General features: G+C 69.8%; 15 protein-coding genes and 1 pseudogene. 3 read left to right on the top strand and 13 right to left on the bottom strand.

Translation table 11 applies throughout. The features are described from left to right. Positions 1-98: 98 nt before the first annotated feature. The 6 genes and pseudogenes from prcA to arc form a co-directional block, all read right to left on the bottom strand. Entirely contained in the window at positions 99-875 is a 777-nt protein-coding gene (gene prcA / locus ACOTKD_RS35065) for a proteasome subunit alpha (RefSeq protein ID WP_424893038.1), read from the bottom strand. 48 nt (positions 876-923) lie between these two features. After that, positions 924-1,769: a proteasome subunit beta gene (prcB, locus tag ACOTKD_RS35060; protein ID WP_424893037.1), complete on the bottom strand. Its 846-nt coding sequence runs from the start codon at positions 1,767-1,769 to the stop codon at positions 924-926. Beyond that, positions 1,721-1,888, bottom strand: a pseudogene (locus ACOTKD_RS35055) (endonuclease VII); the annotation flags it as partial. The pseudogene ACOTKD_RS35055 and the gene prcB, both read right to left, overlap by 49 nt. A gap of 25 nt (positions 1,889-1,913) precedes the next feature. Next, positions 1,914-2,132 (bottom strand): ubiquitin-like protein Pup, encoded by a 219-nt coding sequence (locus ACOTKD_RS35050; protein WP_030367635.1) that lies wholly within the window; start codon positions 2,130-2,132, stop codon positions 1,914-1,916. Between the two features lie 161 nt (positions 2,133-2,293). Next, positions 2,294-3,805: a depupylase/deamidase Dop gene (gene dop, locus ACOTKD_RS35045; RefSeq protein ID WP_211264905.1), complete on the bottom strand. Its 1,512-nt coding sequence runs from the start codon at positions 3,803-3,805 to the stop codon at positions 2,294-2,296. Between the two features lie 327 nt (positions 3,806-4,132). Then, on the bottom strand, positions 4,133-5,899 hold the full coding sequence (gene arc, locus ACOTKD_RS35040) for a proteasome ATPase (RefSeq protein WP_424893036.1): 1,767 nt from the start codon (positions 5,897-5,899) through the stop codon (positions 4,133-4,135). 243 nt (positions 5,900-6,142) lie between these two features. Here arc and ACOTKD_RS35035 point away from each other — a divergent pair, with 243 nt between their 5' ends. Beyond that, on the top strand, positions 6,143-6,481 hold the full coding sequence (locus tag ACOTKD_RS35035; RefSeq protein ID WP_424893035.1) for a ferredoxin: 339 nt from the start codon (positions 6,143-6,145) through the stop codon (positions 6,479-6,481). A gap of 4 nt (positions 6,482-6,485) precedes the next feature. On the opposite strand, the gene ACOTKD_RS35030 is transcribed toward ACOTKD_RS35035, so the two are convergent. From ACOTKD_RS35030 to ACOTKD_RS35020, 3 genes are all read right to left on the bottom strand, one after another. Further along, positions 6,486-7,100 carry a hypothetical protein gene (locus tag ACOTKD_RS35030; protein WP_424893034.1) on the bottom strand — a complete coding sequence of 205 codons (615 nt, stop codon included), beginning with the start codon at positions 7,098-7,100 and terminating at the stop codon, positions 6,486-6,488. 236 nt (positions 7,101-7,336) lie between these two features. Beyond that, complete coding sequence (locus ACOTKD_RS35025; protein WP_106677765.1) at positions 7,337-8,224, bottom strand: tRNA (adenine-N1)-methyltransferase; 888 nt, start codon at positions 8,222-8,224, stop codon at positions 7,337-7,339. A 68-nt stretch (positions 8,225-8,292) separates the two neighbouring features. Beyond that, positions 8,293-9,555: a site-2 protease family protein gene (locus tag ACOTKD_RS35020; protein ID WP_424893033.1), complete on the bottom strand. Its 1,263-nt coding sequence runs from the start codon at positions 9,553-9,555 to the stop codon at positions 8,293-8,295. A gap of 124 nt (positions 9,556-9,679) precedes the next feature. Here ACOTKD_RS35020 and ACOTKD_RS35015 point away from each other — a divergent pair, with 124 nt between their 5' ends. Further along, a complete protein-coding gene (locus ACOTKD_RS35015; RefSeq protein WP_424893032.1) occupies positions 9,680-10,624 on the top strand; it encodes a RecB family exonuclease in 945 nt (314 codons plus the stop codon). 13 nt (positions 10,625-10,637) lie between these two features. After that, positions 10,638-11,309 carry a response regulator gene (locus ACOTKD_RS35010; RefSeq protein ID WP_391835365.1) on the top strand — a complete coding sequence of 224 codons (672 nt, stop codon included), beginning with the start codon at positions 10,638-10,640 and terminating at the stop codon, positions 11,307-11,309. Positions 11,310-11,382: 73 nt separating this feature from the next. Here ACOTKD_RS35010 and ACOTKD_RS35005 read toward each other — a convergent pair whose 3' ends face one another. The 4 genes from ACOTKD_RS35005 to ACOTKD_RS34990 all read right to left on the bottom strand — a co-directional run bounded on the left by ACOTKD_RS35005 (position 11,383) and on the right by ACOTKD_RS34990 (position 15,783). Further along, positions 11,383-12,972: an ABC transporter substrate-binding protein gene (locus ACOTKD_RS35005; protein WP_424893031.1), complete on the bottom strand. Its 1,590-nt coding sequence runs from the start codon at positions 12,970-12,972 to the stop codon at positions 11,383-11,385. Between the two features lie 85 nt (positions 12,973-13,057). After that, the gene (locus ACOTKD_RS35000) at positions 13,058-14,656 is read right to left on the bottom strand and encodes an ABC transporter substrate-binding protein (protein WP_424893030.1); all 1,599 of its coding nucleotides are present in this window, start codon (positions 14,654-14,656) and stop codon (positions 13,058-13,060) included. A 146-nt stretch (positions 14,657-14,802) separates the two neighbouring features. After that, positions 14,803-14,967, bottom strand: coding sequence for a hypothetical protein (locus ACOTKD_RS34995; protein ID WP_424893029.1), 165 nt, complete (start codon positions 14,965-14,967; stop codon positions 14,803-14,805). 102 nt (positions 14,968-15,069) lie between these two features. After that, entirely contained in the window at positions 15,070-15,783 is a 714-nt protein-coding gene (locus tag ACOTKD_RS34990; RefSeq protein WP_424893028.1) for an HAD family hydrolase, read from the bottom strand. Positions 15,784-15,851 lie beyond the last annotated feature (68 nt).

Raw genomic sequence — 15,851 nt, 5'->3', positions numbered from 1 at the left:
CCTCGGGGGTCCGCGGGGGCCACCCGGTGCGAAACCCCGGGGCGCCCGGGGGGGAGACCCGGGGGGGGCGCACGGCGCTACGACGAAGACGGCGGGAATCAGCTCTCGGCGGAGGCCTCTCCGCCCTCCTCCACAGCCGCCTCCGGCTCCGTGCCCGGCTCGGCGGCAGCGGACGTGCCCTCCTCCAGCAGCCGCGACAGCTGACGGCCCAGGAGCCGCTTGAACTTCCGCTGCTGCGGCCGCGTGCGGTCCAGGACCGCGACCTCCAGCTGCTCCGCGGTCAGCGTCCGCTCGCCGCCGTTGTTGTCCCGGGTGAGGGACTCCACGGCGAGCTTCAGCGCCTCGGAGAGCGTCATGCCGTCGCGGTGCCGCTGATCGAGGTAATTGCTGATCTGGTCGGCATTGCCACCGATGGCGACCGAACCGTGCTCATCCACGATCGAGCCGTCATGCGGCAGCCGGTAGATCTGATCGTCCTCGGGGCCGGCACCGACCTCGGCGACGATCAGCTCGACCTCGTAGGGCTTCTCGGCCGCGCTGGAGAAGATCCCGCCCAGCGTCTGGGCGTAGACATTGGCCAGGCCACGGGCCGTGACGTCGTCCCGGTCATAGGTGTAACCACGGAGATCGGCGTAGCGCACGCCGCCGATCCGCAGATTTTCGAATTCGTTGTACTTCCCGACCGCGGCGAACGCGATCCGGTCATAGATTTCGCTGACCTTGTGCAGGGCCCGGGACGGGTTCTCGGCAACGAAGACAACGCCATCGGTGTACTGGAGCACCACGACGCTGCGGCCGCGCGCGATGCCCTTGCGGGCGTATTCGGCGCGGTCGGCCATGGCCTGCTGAGGTGATACGTAGAACGGCGTCGACACCGGTTATCCGTCCCTTTCTGTCATTGACGAGTTCACAACCGCGCCCCTTCAGAGGAGGGCGGCCCGCGGGCCGTCCGGCTCTTCCAGCCGCCGCTCGTGAATGGCCCGGACGATCTCGGAGCACTGTGCCTCGGTGAGCTTCCGGAACCCCTCGTCGGTGATGACGGTGACGATCGGATAGATGCGCCGTGCAAGATCCGGTCCGCCGGTCGCGGAGTCGTCGTCGGCGGCGTCGTAGAGCGCCTGGACGACGAGCGTGAGGGCCTGGCCCTCCGTCAGGTCCTCCCGGAAGAGCTTCTTCAGCGACCCCCGGGCGAAGACCGAGCCCGAGCCGGTGGCGGCGAAGCCGTGCTCCTCCGAGCGCCCGCCGGTCACGTCGTAGGAGAAGATCCGGCCCTTCTGGCGGTCCACGTCCCAGCCGGCGAACAGCGGCACCACGGCCAGGCCCTGCATGGCCATGCCGAGATTGCTGCGGATCATCGTCGACAGCCGGTTCGCCTTGCCCTCCAGCGAGAGCTGGACCCCCTCGACCTTCTCGAAGTGCTCCAGCTCCAGCTGGAAGAGCTTGACCATCTCCACGGCCAGCCCGGCCGTGCCGGCGATGCCCACCGCCGAGTACTCGTCGGCCGGGAAGACCTTCTCGATGTCGCGCTGGGCGATGACGTTGCCCATCGTCGCCCGGCGGTCACCGGCCAGCACCACACCGCCGGGGAACGAGGCCGCGACGATGGTCGTCCCATGGGGGATCTCGATCGCGCCCTGCACCGGGGGCAGCGCCCGGTTGCCCGGGAGCAGCGCCGGCTGGTGCGCGGAGAGGAAGTCCATGAACGACGAGGAGCCGGGGGTCAGGAAGGCAGCCGGCAGACGCCCGGTGCTACGAGTGTTGGCTTCCACACGTTTCCTTCCAGGTATGCAGCGGCCCGCCCCATGACGTCCGCTCGATCCTTGAACCGCCCCAGGCCCGCGTCGGAGCTGGGGCGCAGTACGCCAGGGACCTTACCGGTCCCATGATCGTGATCCGCAGGCGGCGGCCGGGGCCTACTGGCCGCCCTTCTGAACGAAGGAGCGCACGAAGTCCTCGGCGTTCTCCTCGAGGACGTCGTCGATCTCGTCCAGCACGGAGTCGACGTCGTCCGACAGCTTCTCCTGCCGTTCCTTGAGGTCCTCCGAGACCTGCGCGTCCTGCGCCTGTTCCTCGACGTCCTCGGTGGATCGCGTGGCCTTCTGCTGGCCGCCGCCGGTGTCCTTGGTCGCCATATCCCTCACCCCGCTCGGTTCGACGTACAAGATCGGACGTACTCAGGTGATACTCGGCCCTGATCAGACCCTATAACCCGGGTCCGGCATCGGCCCTGCACTTGCTACAACGTCCCGGAACCACGGTGATGATTCCCTGAACGTCCTCCTCTCAGACCTGCTCAGCCCCCGGAGAGGACCCGGACCAGCTCCTCCGCGGTGCGGCAGCGGTCCAGGAGCTCCTTGACGTGGTTGCGCGTGCCGCGCAGTGGCTCCAGGGTGGGCACCCGTTGCAGGGAGTCACGGCCCGGGAGGTCGAAGATCACCGAGTCCCAGGAGGCCGCGGCCACGTCGTCCGCGTACTGCTCCAGGCAGCGGCCGCGGAAGTAGGCCCGGGTGTCCTCGGGCGGGACCGTGCGGGCGCGCTCCACCTCGGTCTCGTCCAGCAGGCGCTTCATCCTGCCGCGGGCCGCGAGGCGGTTGTACAGCCCCTTCTCGGGCCGCACGTCCGCGTACTGCAGGTCCACCAGGTGCAGCCGGGCCGCGTCCCAGCCCAGGCCGTCGCGGCGGCGGTAGCCCTCCAGGAGCTCCCGCTTGGCCACCCAGTCCAGCTCGCCGGCCAGGCTCATCGGATCGTGCTCCAGCCGGTTCAGCACGTCCTCCCAGCGGCCGAGGACGTCCTTGGTCTGCTCGTCGGCGTCGGCCCCGAAGCGGTTCTCGACGTACTTGCGGGCCAGCTCGCAGTACTCCATCTGGAGCTGTACGGCGGTGAGCGTGCGGCCGCTGCGGAGCGTGATCAGCCGTTGCAGGGTGGGGTCGTGGCTGACCTGGTGGAGCGTGCGGACGGGCTGGTCGACGGCCAGGTCGGAGACGATGAAGCCGTCCTCGATCATGGACAGGACCAGCGCGGTGGTGCCCAGCTTGAGGTAGGTGGAGATCTCCGAGAGGTTGGCGTCACCGATGATCACGTGGAGCCGGCGGTACTTCTCGGCGTCGGCGTGCGGCTCGTCGCGGGTGTTGATGATCGGCCGCTTGAGGGTGGTCTCCAGGCCCACCTCGACCTCGAAGTAGTCCGCGCGCTGGCTGAGCTGGAAGCCGTGCTCGTGGCCGTCCTGGCCGATGCCGACGCGGCCGGCGCCGGTAACGACCTGGCGGGAGACGAAGAAGGGCGTCAGGTGGCGCACGATGTCCGAGAAGGGGGTCTCCCGCTTCATCAGGTAGTTCTCGTGGGTGCCGTAGGACGCGCCCTTGTTGTCGGTGTTGTTCTTGTAGAGGTGGATCGGCTGGGCTCCGGGCAGCTGGGCGGCGCGCTCGGCGGCCTCGGCCATGATCCGCTCCCCGGCCTTGTCCCACAGGACGGCGTCGCGGGGGTTGGTGATCTCCGGGGAGCTGTATTCGGGGTGGGCGTGGTCGACGTAGAGCCGCGCGCCATTGGTCAGGATGACGTTGGCGAGGCCGATGTCCTCGTCGGTGAGCTGGCTGGAGTCCGCGGCTTCGCGGGCGAGGTCGAAGCCCCGGGCGTCCCGCAGCGGGTTCTCCTCCTCGAAGTCCCAGCGGGCGCGTCGCGCCCGGTGCATCGCCGCGGCGTAGGCGTTGACGATCTGGGACGAGGTGAGCATGGCATTGGCGTTCGGGTGACCGGGGACGGAGATCCCGTACTCCGTCTCGATGCCCATTACTCGCCGTACGGTCATGCGGCCCTCCTTGCCCGGCGGCGCCCCCTGGTGGGGTCGGCGCTCAAGTACCGCTGCGCATCCGGTCCGTGTCCGGCCCTCGGTCCCCCGGCGCGCGCTGCGGCGGTATCGAAGAGCCTAGAACGGCTTTGCGGCGGTGGGGAGATCATTACAGTCATTGCTCCGGTTCGTGGCGTACCCGGGCCATGGACGCTCCCCGTGGCGCGATACCGGCGGGAATCCCGCGGAAAACGGCGCACACCCCGGGAAAAACGCGTCCGGCCGCGGTTGTCCCGGGGTGTGCCCCCGCCAGGGCGGGGGTGGGACATCCGCAGCCGGACGGCGGTCCTACAGGTACTGGCCGGTATTCGCCACCGTGTCGATGGAGCGACCGGTGTCGGCGCCCTGCTTCCCGGTGACCAGGGTGCGGATGAAGACGATCCGCTCGCCCTTCTTGCCGGAGATGCGGGCCCAGTCGTCCGGGTTGGTGGTGTTGGGCAGGTCCTCGTTCTCCTTGAACTCGTCGACGCAGGCGGCGAGCAGGTGGGAGACGCGCAGACCCTTCTGGTTGTGGTCGAGGAAGGCCTTGATCGCCATCTTCTTCGCCCGGTCCACAATGTTCTGGATCATGGCGCCGGAGTTGAAGTCCTTGAAATAGAGGACTTCCTTGTCGCCATTGGCGTAGGTGACCTCGAGGAAGCGGTTTTCCTCGGATTCCGCGTACATCTGCTCGACGACCGACTGGATCATGCCGGCCACGGCGGCCCCGGGGTCCCCGCCGTGCTCGGTGAGGTCGTCCGCGTGGATGGGCAGGGTCCGGGTGAGGTACTTCGAGAAGATGTCCTTGGCGGCCTCGGCGTCCGGGCGCTCGATCTTGATCTTCACATCGAGCCGGCCGGGGCGCAGGATGGCCGGGTCGATCATGTCCTCCCGGTTGGAGGCGCCGATCACGATCACGTTCTCCAGGCCCTCGACGCCGTCGATCTCCGAGAGGAGCTGGGGGACGATGGTGTTCTCGACGTCCGAGCTGACTCCGGAGCCGCGGGTGCGGAAGAGGGAGTCCATCTCGTCGAAGAAGACGATGACCGGGGTGCCCTCGCTCGCCTTCTCCCGGGCGCGCTGGAAGATCAGCCGGATGTGCCGCTCGGTCTCCCCGACGTACTTGTTGAGGAGCTCGGGGCCCTTGATGTTGAGGAAGAAGCTCTTCCCCGCGGGCTTGCCGGTGACCTCGGCGACCTTCTTGGCAAGGGAGTTGGCGACGGCCTTGGCGATGAGCGTCTTGCCGCAGCCGGGCGGGCCGTACAGCAGCACGCCCTTGGGCGGCCGCAGTTCGTGCTCCTTGAAGAGGTCGGGGTAGAGGTAGGGGAGCTCGACCGCGTCGCGGATCAGCTCGATCTGGTTCCCCAGACCGCCGATCTTGGTGTAGTCGATGTCCGGGACCTCTTCGAGGACGAGCTCCTCGACCTCGCTCTTCGGGATGATCTCGTAGACGTAGCCGGAACGGGGTTCCAGGAGCAGGGCGTCGCCGGGGCGGATGGTGGTGTCCAGCAGCGGCTCGGCGAGCCTCACCACCCGCTCCTCGTCGGTGTGCCCGATGACCAGGGCGCGCTCGCCGTCCTCGAGGATCTCCTTGAGGGTGACGATGTCCCCGGCCCGCTCGAACTCCATGGCCTCGACCACGTTGAGCGCTTCGTTGAGCATGACTTCCTGGCCGCGCCGGAGATCCTCGGCCTCGACGCTGGGGCTGACGTTCACCCGGAGCTTGCGGCCCCCGGTGAAGATGTCGGCCGTGCCGTCGTCGTTGGCCTTGAGGAAGACCCCGAAGCCGGCCGGCGGCTGCGCGAGCCGGTCGACCTCCTCCTTGAGGGCGACGATCTGGTCGCGTGCCTCGCGGAGGGTGTTGGCGAGCCGCTCGTTCTGAGCGGACACGCCGGCCAGGTTGGTCTGGAGCTCGACGATCCGCTCTTCGAGAATCCTCGTGTGACGCGGAGAGTCGGCGAGCTTGCGTCGCAGGACGGCGATCTCCTGCTCGTAATAGGCAACCTGGCTCGCGAGGTCGTCGGACGCTCGTCCCGGCCGGATGCCGCGGTTCATGTCGTCGTCGTGGGCTGCCACGGTCCTCACCTCCTCCAAGGGGAGCTGGACGCTTCCTGACCCTACCTGGGCCGGTGCAGGTTGAAACCCCTAGATCACAAACCCGGTCGGAGTGTGTCCGATCTTCACCCTTGCGCACGTCCCCACAGCAGGGGAATACCCACCCATCAACATCGGAAAGCGGGCGGTTGTATCGTCGAGTCGGTCAACACCCGTCAGGGCTGGCTCCAATTGATTCACAGACGTAGCGAACGGCAGGGCGAGATGACCGTGCAGAACGACGACCGCGCAGAGACGGCCGGGGCTCCGGTGGGCCGGGCTGCTACGGACGAGGCTCTGGAGGTCTGGATCGACCAGGACCTGTGCACGGGGGACGGGATCTGCGCCCAGTATGCGCCCGAGGTGTTCGAGCTGGACATCGACGGCCTGGCCTATGTGAAGAGCGCGGACGACGAGCTGCTGCAGGAGCCGGGCGCGACGACTCCGGTGCCGCTGACCCTGCTCACCGACGTCCGGGACTCCGCGAAGGAGTGCCCGGGCGACTGCATTCATGTGCGGCGCATCTCGGACAAGGTGGAGATCTACGGCCCCGACGCCGAGTGACGGATCACACACTCCCCGCGACCGGACGCGGCCGGAGGGCGAACTTCCCGTTCTTCCAGCGCCATTCGACGGTCCGCTGCATGTCCGGGCAGCAACGCGGCACGCTCGGGGCGGAGTAGCCGAGCAGAGTGGCCGAAACGGTGCCCTCGGTGACCGTGAGACCGGTGACGGTCATCTTCTCCTTGGGATCCACGAGCGTGGCCAGCACGCGCGGCGGCTCGCCGTACGCGCGGGGCTCGGCGAGGAGGTAGACGCCGCTGGGCGGGGTGCCGCCGCCGGCGCGGCAGCGCACGACGGCCACGGTCTCCGGCCGGCCGTCGTGGTCGAGGTCCGAGGTGACCTGCTGGACGACGTCGGGTCCGCCGCCGGGGCCGCACTTCAGGGGGTAGCGGGCGGCGAGCGCGTCGGGGGCCCGGGTGGCCGCGGCCGGGGCGACGGCCCGGGCCGGGGCCGGGTCCTCCCGGGGGCCGGCGACGCAGGCCGCGGCGATCACGGCGGCCAGGGCCACGGCGGTGACCAGCCAGTGCACGGGCCCGGGGCGGGTGTGCGGGAGGGGCTCGGCGGGCTCGGGGGCGGAATGAGCACGGTCTGGACGAAGACTGCCGGCCGGTTGCTGCACGCGCGCTGACTCCTGTGGCGGTGACTGCGGGGGACGCGGGGGGACGCTGAATTGATCAGCATCGTGCCACATCACCGCGTACCGGTGAACAGCGGGCACGCCGGTGGACGGCCGCCGGAATGCGCGGGCGGGGAGCCGGGCGGGTGAGCCTAACGAAGAGGCGCCGCCCCCGAGTTCCCCGCGGTGCGGGGAACGCGGGGGCGGCGCCGTGCGTGCCGGGCACGCGGCGTCCCGGGTCAGCCCTTGTTGGGGCCTTCGTAGTCCTCGCCGTAGGCGCCCTTGGCGGGGCGGCGGCGGCGCATGGGCGGCTCGACGCCGTCCGCGAGGCGGCGGGCGGTGACCAGGAAGCCGGTGTGGCCGATCATGCGGTGGTCCGGCCGGACGGCCAGGCCCTCGACGTGCCAGTTGCGGATCATCGACTCCCACGGCTGCGGCTCGGCGAAGCAGCCGATCTCGCGGATGGACTCCACGGTCCGCGCGAGCTGGGTGGTCGTCGCCACGTAGCAGCAGAGGATGCCGCCGGGGACGAGCGCCTTGGAGACGGCCTCCAGGCACTCCCAGGGGGCGAGCATGTCGAGGATGACGCGGTCGACGTCGGTGTCGGACAGGTTGTCCTGGAGGTCGCCGACGGTGAGCTGCCAGGCGGGGTGCGGGCCGCCGAAGTAGCGCTCGACGTTCGCCTGGGCGATCTCGGCGAAGTCCGCGCGGCGCTCGTAGGAGTGCAGCATGCCCTGGTCACCGATGGCGCGCAGCAGGAAGCTGCTCAGGGAGCCGGAGCCCACGCCCGCCTCCACGACGCGCGCGCCGGGGAAGATGTCGGCGAAGGCGAGGATCTGCCCCGCGTCCTTGGGGTAGACCACGGCGGCACCGCGGGGCATGGACAGGACGTAGTCGGGGAGCAGGGGGCGCAGCGCGAGGTAGGCGACGTTTCCCGTGGTACGGACAACACTGCCTTCGGGGGCGCCGATCAGCTCGTCGTGGGGGAAGGCACCCTTGTGGGTGTGGAACTGCTTCCCGGCTTCGAGCGTGAACGTGTAGTGGCGTCCCTTGGGGTCGGTGAGCTGGACCTGGTCCCCGACCTGGAAGGGCCCGCGTCGGCGGGCGGCACCGGTCGGTTCGGACATGTGACCAGCGTACCCGTCATCCGGCGGGGGTACGGACACGGCGCCGGTGCGGGGCCGCGTGCGCGGCCTCAGGAGGGCGTGCGGGCGGAGGAGGGGTTCCGGGACATGGCGGCGACGAAGGCCCGCTCGACGTCGGAGGTCGACAGCACGCCGTAGACCTCTCCGCCGGGCTCGACGACCAGGTACTCGGTGGCGGGGGTAGCGCGGAGGGTGTCGAGGAGCTCCTCGCCGGAGAGGTCGGCGGGGACGCGCATGCCGTCCCTGAGGTCCTGGGCGAGGGCGCTGACGGCGACCCAGGGGCGGCGGTGCTCGGGCACGCCGACGATGGCGGCCTCGCGGACCAGGGCGGTGGGGCTGCCCTGGCCGTCGACGACGACGAGGGCGCGGGCGCCGGCCTCCCCGGCGCGGCGCAGGGCCTCGGAGAGGGGGGTGGCGGCGGGGACGGGGACGGCGCGGCGGGTGAGGGCGCGGGCCGAGAGGGCGGGGAGGCGCTCGCGCAGGCGGGCCATGCGGAGGCTGTTGCCGGCGCCGGTCCAGATGATGGCGGCGAGGATCGCCGCGAGGAGGGCGTCGGTGAGGGAGTCGAGGCCGCCGAGGTTCGCCCCGGACTCGCCGAGGCCGCCGCCGGCGCGGGTCAGCAGGGGCAGGCCGACGAGGACGGCGACGGCGAGGGCGCGGCCGGTCCAGGCGGCGGCGACGGTGCCGGTCATGGGGCTGCCGCTGAGCTTCCAGACGACGGCGCGGAGCATGCGGCCGCCGTCCAGCGGGAGGCCGGGGAGCAGGTTGAAGGCGGCGACGAGCAGGTTGGAGACCATCAGGCCGGCGAGCAGGACGCCGGGGACGGTGCCGGGCTCGACGGCGAGCACGCCGAGGTAGAAGACGCCGGCGAGGACGAGGGAGAGCAGGGGCCCGACGAAGGCGAGGACGAACTCGCGGCCGGGGGTCTCGGTCTCCTTCTCGATCTCGGAGACGCCGCCGAAGAACTGGAGCTGGATGCGGCGCACGGGGAGCTTGAAGCGGAGCGCGGCGACGGTGTGGGCGAGCTCGTGGATGAGGACCGAGGCGTAGAAGGCGACGGCGAAGAAGAGGGAGACGAGGTAGCGGGCGCGGCCGAGCTCGGGGAGCACGCGGTCGAGCTGGCCGCCGAAGACCCAGGTGATGAGGGCGGCGACGAGGAACCAGCTGGGGGCCACGTAGACGGGTACGCCGAAGGGGCGTCCCATGAGGATGCCGCCGCCGCTGTCGCGGGGGCGTTCCGGCGTGCGCTTGCCGGGCTCGTGCCGCCCGCCGGCGCCCCCGCCGCCGGACCTGCTCTGCCCGCTGTTCTCCACGGTGTCCCCTCGTCGGATGCGGCCCTCGCAGGTGACCGGTGCTGCTCCGATCATGCAGTGCGAAGGGGTCTGTGGTCGATGGTATGACGCCGGTTGTCGGTGGCGGGCCTTAGGGTTTTCTGTCATGGGTATGGACAGTGGGGCCCCTGCCGGGACGGACGCGCGCCGCGGGCCTGCGGAGACGGGCACGGGTGCGGGGCGGCCGAAGGCGCTCTCGCCGTCGCGGGCGGGCGATTTCATGCAGTGCCCGCTGCTGTACCGGTTCCGGGTGATCGACCGGCTGCCGGAGAAGCCGAGCGCGGCGGCCACCCGCGGCACGGTGGTGCACGCGGTGCTGGAGCGGCTGTTCGACGCTCCCGCGGCGGAGCGGACGACGGAGCGGGCCCGGGGGCTGGTGCCCGGCGAGTGGGAGCGGCTGCTGGCCTCCCGCCCGGAGCTGGCCGAGCTGTTCCACGACGAGGACGGCGCGCACGACCCGGCGCTGCTGGCGAAGTGGCTGGGCGAGGCGGAGCGGCTGGTCGAGCGCTGGTTCACGCTGGAGGACCCGACGCGGCTGGAGCCCGCGGAGCGCGAGCTGTACGTGGAGACGGCGCTGGAGTCGGGCCCGCTGCTGCGGGGCTTCATCGACCGGGTGGACGTGGCGCCGACGGGCGACGTGCGCATCGTGGACTACAAGACGGGCAAGGCCCCGGCCCCGCAGTTCCGCTCCCAGGCGCTGTTCCAGATGACGTTCTACGCCCTGGTGCTGTGGAAGCTGAGGGGCCGGGTGCCGCGCCGGCTCCAGCTGGTCTACCTCGGCAGCGGTGACGTGCTGACGTACGACCCCGTGGAGGCCGAGCTGCGGGCGGTCGAGCGCAAGCTGCGGGCCCTGTGGGACGCGATCGTGCTGGCCACGGAGACCGGTGAGTGGCGGCCGCGGCCGACGAAGCTGTGCGGCTGGTGCGACCACCGGGCGGTGTGCCCGGAGTTCGGCGGCACTCCCCCGCCGTATCCGCTGCCGGTCGTGGCGCAGCGCGACGGCCGGGTGGCCCCTCAGGAGAGCCCGCAGGGCAGAATGGACACGGTCTAACGAAGGAGTTCCTGTGGCGATCCGCGTCCTACTGGTCGACGACCAGCCGCTGCTGCGCACCGGCTTCCGGATGATTCTCGAAGCGGAACAGGACCTCGCGGTGGTGGGCGAGGCGGGGGACGGCCTGCAGGCACTGGATCAGGTGCGGGCCCTGCAGCCGGATGTGGTCCTGATGGACATCCGGATGCCCCGGATGGACGGCGTCGAGGCGACGCGCCAGATCACCGGTCCGGACCGGAACGGCCCGGCGAAGGTGCTGGTGCTGACCACCTTCGACCTCGACGAGTACGTGGTGGAGGCGCTGCGCGCGGGTGCGAGCGGCTTCCTGCTGAAGGACGCGCCGGCCCATGAGCTGGTGCAGGCGATCCGGGTGGTGGCGGGCGGCGAGGCGATGCTCGCGCCGAGCATCACGCGCCGGCTGCTCGACAAGTACGCGGGCCATCTGCCGTCGGGCGAGGAGCCGCTGCCGGACACGCTGCACACGCTGACGGACCGCGAGGTCGAGGTGCTGAAGCTGGTGGCGCGCGGCCTGTCGAACGCGGAGATCGCGGCGGATCTGTTCGTCAGCGAGACCACGGTGAAGACGCACGTGGGGCACGTCCTGACGAAGCTCGGGCTGCGGGACCGCGTGCAGGCGGCGGTCTACGCGTACGAGAGCGGGCTGGTGCGGCCGGGCGCGCAGTAGCCGTCCTTCCCCTGCACAGCACGGTGCCCTCCCCCGGATGTCCGGGGGAGGGCACATTCGCGTGGGGGGCGGGTCAGCCCTTCGCGGACTTGCTGATCTCCCAGAAACGGAAGACGGTCGAGGCGTCGAGGGTCCACTGGAGACCGGAGACGCGCTCGCCTGCCACGGCGTACTGCTTGCCCTGCCAGAGCGGGAGCAGCGGCACGTCCTGGGCGACGGTGTTCTGCACCTTGGCGAAGTCGCCGATGGTGGAGGGCCGGCTGCCGTTGGCCGCGGTGGCCAGGATGCGGCTGCTGATCTCCTTGGACTCGTAGTTGTTGGAGACCACGTTGTCCTCGCCGAAGAAGGGCGCGGTGAAGTTGTCCGGGTCCGGGTAGTCGGGGACCCAGCCCTTCACGTAGACGCCGTACTTGCCGGCGGCGATGCCCTGCTCGTACTCCTCCAGCGGGACGGACTTCACGTCCGCCTCGAAGAGGCCGCTCTTGTTGAGCTGCTTGGCGATCTCCTGGAACTCCGGGACGGTGCCGGGGCCGTAGCGGACCGGGGTGGCCCACAGGGTGAGCTTGACCTTGTCCTTGATGCCGGCGGAGCTCAGGGCGGCGGCGGCCTTGTCCTGCTGCGGCCGGTCGCCGTAGGTGTCGTAGAACGAGGTCTTGTGACCGGTGATGCCGCTGGGGACGATCGAGTACAGCGGCTCGGCGGTGCGCTTGTAGACGTCGCGGACGAGGGCGCTGCGGTCGATCAGGTAGGCGATGGCCTTGCGGACGCCGACCTTGCCGACGACCGGGTCCTTGGTGTTGAACACCAGGTGCTGGACCTCGGCGCTGGTGCCCTCGACGACCTTGAGGTTGTGCTTGCCGGCCGAGGCGTCGAGGTCGGCGATGTCCTTCATGGCGAGACCACGGTAGGCGAGGTCGATGTCGCCCTTCTGGACGGCGTCCTTCAGAGCGGTCTGCTCGCCGTGGAAGAGCTTCATCGTGACGCCGCGGTTCTGGACGACCGCACCGCCCTTGTAGTCCTTGTTGACCGAGAACTTGGCCTGCTTCTCGTCGTACGAGTCCAGCTTGTAGACACCGGAGCCGATGGCCTTGCCGTCGGTGCGGAGCTTGTCCGCGGGGTACTCCTGGTGGTCCACGATCGAGCCGGCGCCCGAGGCGATCTTCTGCGGGAAGGTGGCGTCGGAGCGCTTGAGCTCGAAGACGACGTTCAGCTTGTCCGGCGTCCTGATGTTCTTGATCGAGGACAGCAGGGCCGAGGCGGGACCCTTCTTGTCGTTGATCTTCAGGGTGCGGTTGAAGGAGTAGGCGACGTCCTCGGAGGTGAGGTCGTGGCCGTTGCTGAACTTGAGCCCCTCCTTGAGGGTGCACTGGTAGACGGTGCTGCTCTCGTCCTTGAAGCTGCACTTGTCGGCGGCGTCGGGCTGCGGGATGGTGCTCCCCTTGGGGAAGCTCATCAGCGACTGGAAGACGTTGTTGAACACGATCCAGGAGCCCGGGTCGTAACCGGATGCCGGGTCGATGGACACGACCTCGTCGGACATCCCCATGACCACCGACTCACCGGTGCCGCCGGCATTGCCGTCTTCCGAACCGCACCCGGTGAGCAGGGCGGCGGCGAGCCCCGCACCGAGCGGGGCGGCAAGCCACTGGTCACGTTTCCTCACGTGCACGTTCCTCACAGTTTCCTTGTTCGTCTCTGAACAAATCGTGAACAGGTCGTCGGCAGAACCGGTCTGACGGCTGGGTGCCTCATACGCCGCGGGCGAGTTCCCACGGCTGCATCTCGGAGGCGGAGTTGAGCGCCCACTCGGCACCGGTGACGTTCTCCCGGGCCGCCACGTACTGCTTGCCCTGCCACAGCGGCAGCACCGGCACCTCCTCGGCGACGATGTCCTGAGCCTGCTGGAAGTACTTGGCCGCCGACTCGCGCTGCGAGGCCTCGCGGGAGTCCGGGATCAGCTCGTTGCTGATCCTGTTGTTCCGGTAGGGCGAGCGGAGGAAGTTGTCCTTGCCGATGAACGGGGCGACGAAGTTGTCGGCGTCCGGGAAGTCGGGGAACCAGCCCATGCCGTAGACGGCGTACTTGCCGGCGGCGGCCTCGGGCCGGAACTCGGACCACTCCTTGCCCTGGATCTTGACGCTGAACAGACCGCTGTCGTTCAGCTGCTTCTGCAGGGTCTTGAAGGACTTCTCGGTGGCCTCACCGTAGTGGTCGGTGGTGTAGGTGAGGGTGAGCGGTACGGGGGTGCTGACGTTGCCGGCGCGCAGGATGCCACGGGCCTTCTCCGCGCTGGGGTCACCGTACTTGTTGGAGAACGAGTTCTGGTGACCGGTGATGCCCATGGGCACGAGCGAGTACAGCGGGTCGTTGGTGCGGTCGTAGGAGTCGCGGGCCAGCGCCGCGCGGTCGACGACCTGGGCCATGGCCTGGCGGACGGCCTTGTTCTTCACCGCCGGGTCATCGGTGTTGAAGGCGAGGTAGCTGATCTCCTGGCCGGGGGCCTCGAGCAGCTTGACGTCCTTGCTCGCCGCCCCGCGCAGGCGGCTGACCTGGTCCGGGGAGAGGGTGCGGTTCATGATGTCGATGTCGCCCGACTTGAGGGCCTTCTCCATCGACCGGGAGTCGTCGTAGAAGCGCATCTCGACCTTGTCGTTCTGCGGCTCGACGGAGCCCTGGTAGTCCTTGTTGCGGTTGAGCACGGCCTTGACGACGCGGCCGTCCTTCTCCTCGGTCTGCAGCGTGTACGGGCCGGAGCCGACGACCTTGAAGCCGTTGTCGAGCTTGTTCTTGTCGTAGGACTCGGCGTCGACGATGGCGGCGGCCGGGGTGGCGATCTTCTGCGGGAAGGTCGCGTCGGGCGTCTTCAGCTGGAAGACGACCTCCAGCTCGCCCGGCGTCTCCACCCGGTCGATGTTGCTGAGCAGCGAGACCGGGCCGTTCTCGAAGTTGATGGTGCGGGCGCGGTCGATGGAGAACTTGACGTCCTCGGCGGTGAGCGCGTGCCCGTTGGAGAACTTCAGGCCGCTGCGCAGGGTGCAGCGGAACTGCTCGTTCTTGCGGTCGCCCCAGGAACACCTGGACGCGGCGTCGGGGACCGGGGTGGTACCGGAGCGGGGCAGCCGCAGCAGGGTCTGGAAGGTGCTGTGGAGAACGTTCCAGACGCCGATGTCGTACGCGGCGGCCGGGTCGAACGGCGCGGGGGCGTCGGTGGTCTCCTCGAACCGGTCGGTGGTGCCGACGACGATGGCGCCGCCGCCCTTGCCGGCTCCGCCGCTCCCGCCGCAGGCGACGAGCACGGGGGCCAGCAGGGCTGCCACGGTCGGCAGCACCAACGTCTTGCGGTTCATTGTGTGGGGTTCTCCCTGTGGTGCGTTCGGTTCCCGGGACCCTACCGGGGACCGGTGCGCGGGCCCACGGGCAAGCCGTGAAGTTCTCGCGAAAAGATTAGTGCCGGGGGCCGGTGCCACCTGAACACGGAGAAGTTGACGCGATATCACGCGGCGATAACAGCGGCGGGTTTCACCGATATCCGGACGCCGGAACGATTCGCGCACTCGATCACTAATCGGGACACAAGGGTGCGCTTCAACCCCATGGAGAGCGCCACCGGGTGATCGTTTCCGTACACACCGCCGCCGTTCGCGGTGACGAAGGTCACTCTGGCGACTTTCCCGCGGCTGCAGGAATTAGGTCACCGCATTCGTCACGGAAAACACTCGTTCCGGCGCCCAGAGTTCCTTGAACTTTCCCCGGGGCACGCTCAGTGCACGGGCCGGTGCATTCCCGTGATCAGACCCCGGAGAAAACCGAGATCCACTTCCTCGAGGGAGCCGACGACGGTCCGCCCGGCGGCGGACGGGATGGGCGCCACGGACGGCACCGCCACCACCCGGCAGCCGGCCGCCTCCGCGGCCGTCACCCCGGTCAGGGTGTCCTCCACGACCGCGCAGCGGCCGGGCTCTGCCCCGAGCCGGGCGGCCGCCAGCAGATACGGGTCGGGGTGCGGCTTGGTGCGCTCGATCTCGTCGCCCGCGACGGTCAGCGCGAAGTTCTCCGGGCCCAGGGAGAGCAGCACGCGGTCGATGATCTCCCGGTGCGAGGCCGAGACCAGGGCGGTGGGGATCTTGTGCGCGGCGAGCTCGGCGAGCAGCCGCCGGGCGCCCGGCATCAGCGGCACCCCGCGCCCGATCATCTCGGAGAAGCGCGTGTTCAGCAGGACGGTGAGCTCCGTCAGGGCGATCTTCGCGCCCGTGGCCCGGATGAGGAAGGAGGCGCTGCGCGCCATCGGGCCGCCGACGACGACCTCGCGGTACTCCTCCAGCAGCTGGTGGCCCAGCTCGGCGAAGACGGCGACCTCCACCTCCCACCAGAAGCCCTCCGTGTCGACGAGGGTGCCGTCCATGTCGAGCAGGACCGCCTGCAGGGCGGAGCCCGCGGCCGCACGGGGCGGGGCAACGGGGATGCTGCTGGTCATCCGGGCACACCTCCTGGGGGACGAGAAGGCCGGTTCGCGCAGCCCCCGGCGGGGCTGTGCGAACCGGC

The sequence above is a fragment of the Streptomyces sp. XH2 genome, from assembly GCF_049725035.1.
Classification (GTDB): Bacteria; Actinomycetota; Actinomycetes; order Streptomycetales; family Streptomycetaceae; genus Streptomyces; species Streptomyces roseoverticillatus.
Note: the sequence above shows the minus strand (reverse complement) of the source record. Positions and strands in the feature narration are given on the sequence as shown.

Coding starts and splice junctions, on each gene's coding strand:
- ACOTKD_RS35050 (WP_030367635.1), bottom strand. CDS start 2,132: ATGGCGACCAAGGACACCGGCGGCGGCCAGCAGAAGGCCACGCGATCC.
- dop (WP_211264905.1), bottom strand. CDS start 3,805: ATGACCGTACGGCGAGTAATGGGCATCGAGACGGAGTACGGGATCTCC.
- ACOTKD_RS35035 (WP_424893035.1), top strand. CDS start 6,143: ATGACCGTGCAGAACGACGACCGCGCAGAGACGGCCGGGGCTCCGGTG.
- ACOTKD_RS35025 (WP_106677765.1), bottom strand. CDS start 8,224: ATGTCCGAACCGACCGGTGCCGCCCGCCGACGCGGGCCCTTCCAGGTC.
- ACOTKD_RS35015 (WP_424893032.1), top strand. CDS start 9,680: ATGGGTATGGACAGTGGGGCCCCTGCCGGGACGGACGCGCGCCGCGGG.
- ACOTKD_RS35000 (WP_424893030.1), bottom strand. CDS start 14,656: ATGAACCGCAAGACGTTGGTGCTGCCGACCGTGGCAGCCCTGCTGGCC.
- ACOTKD_RS34990 (WP_424893028.1), bottom strand. CDS start 15,783: ATGACCAGCAGCATCCCCGTTGCCCCGCCCCGTGCGGCCGCGGGCTCC.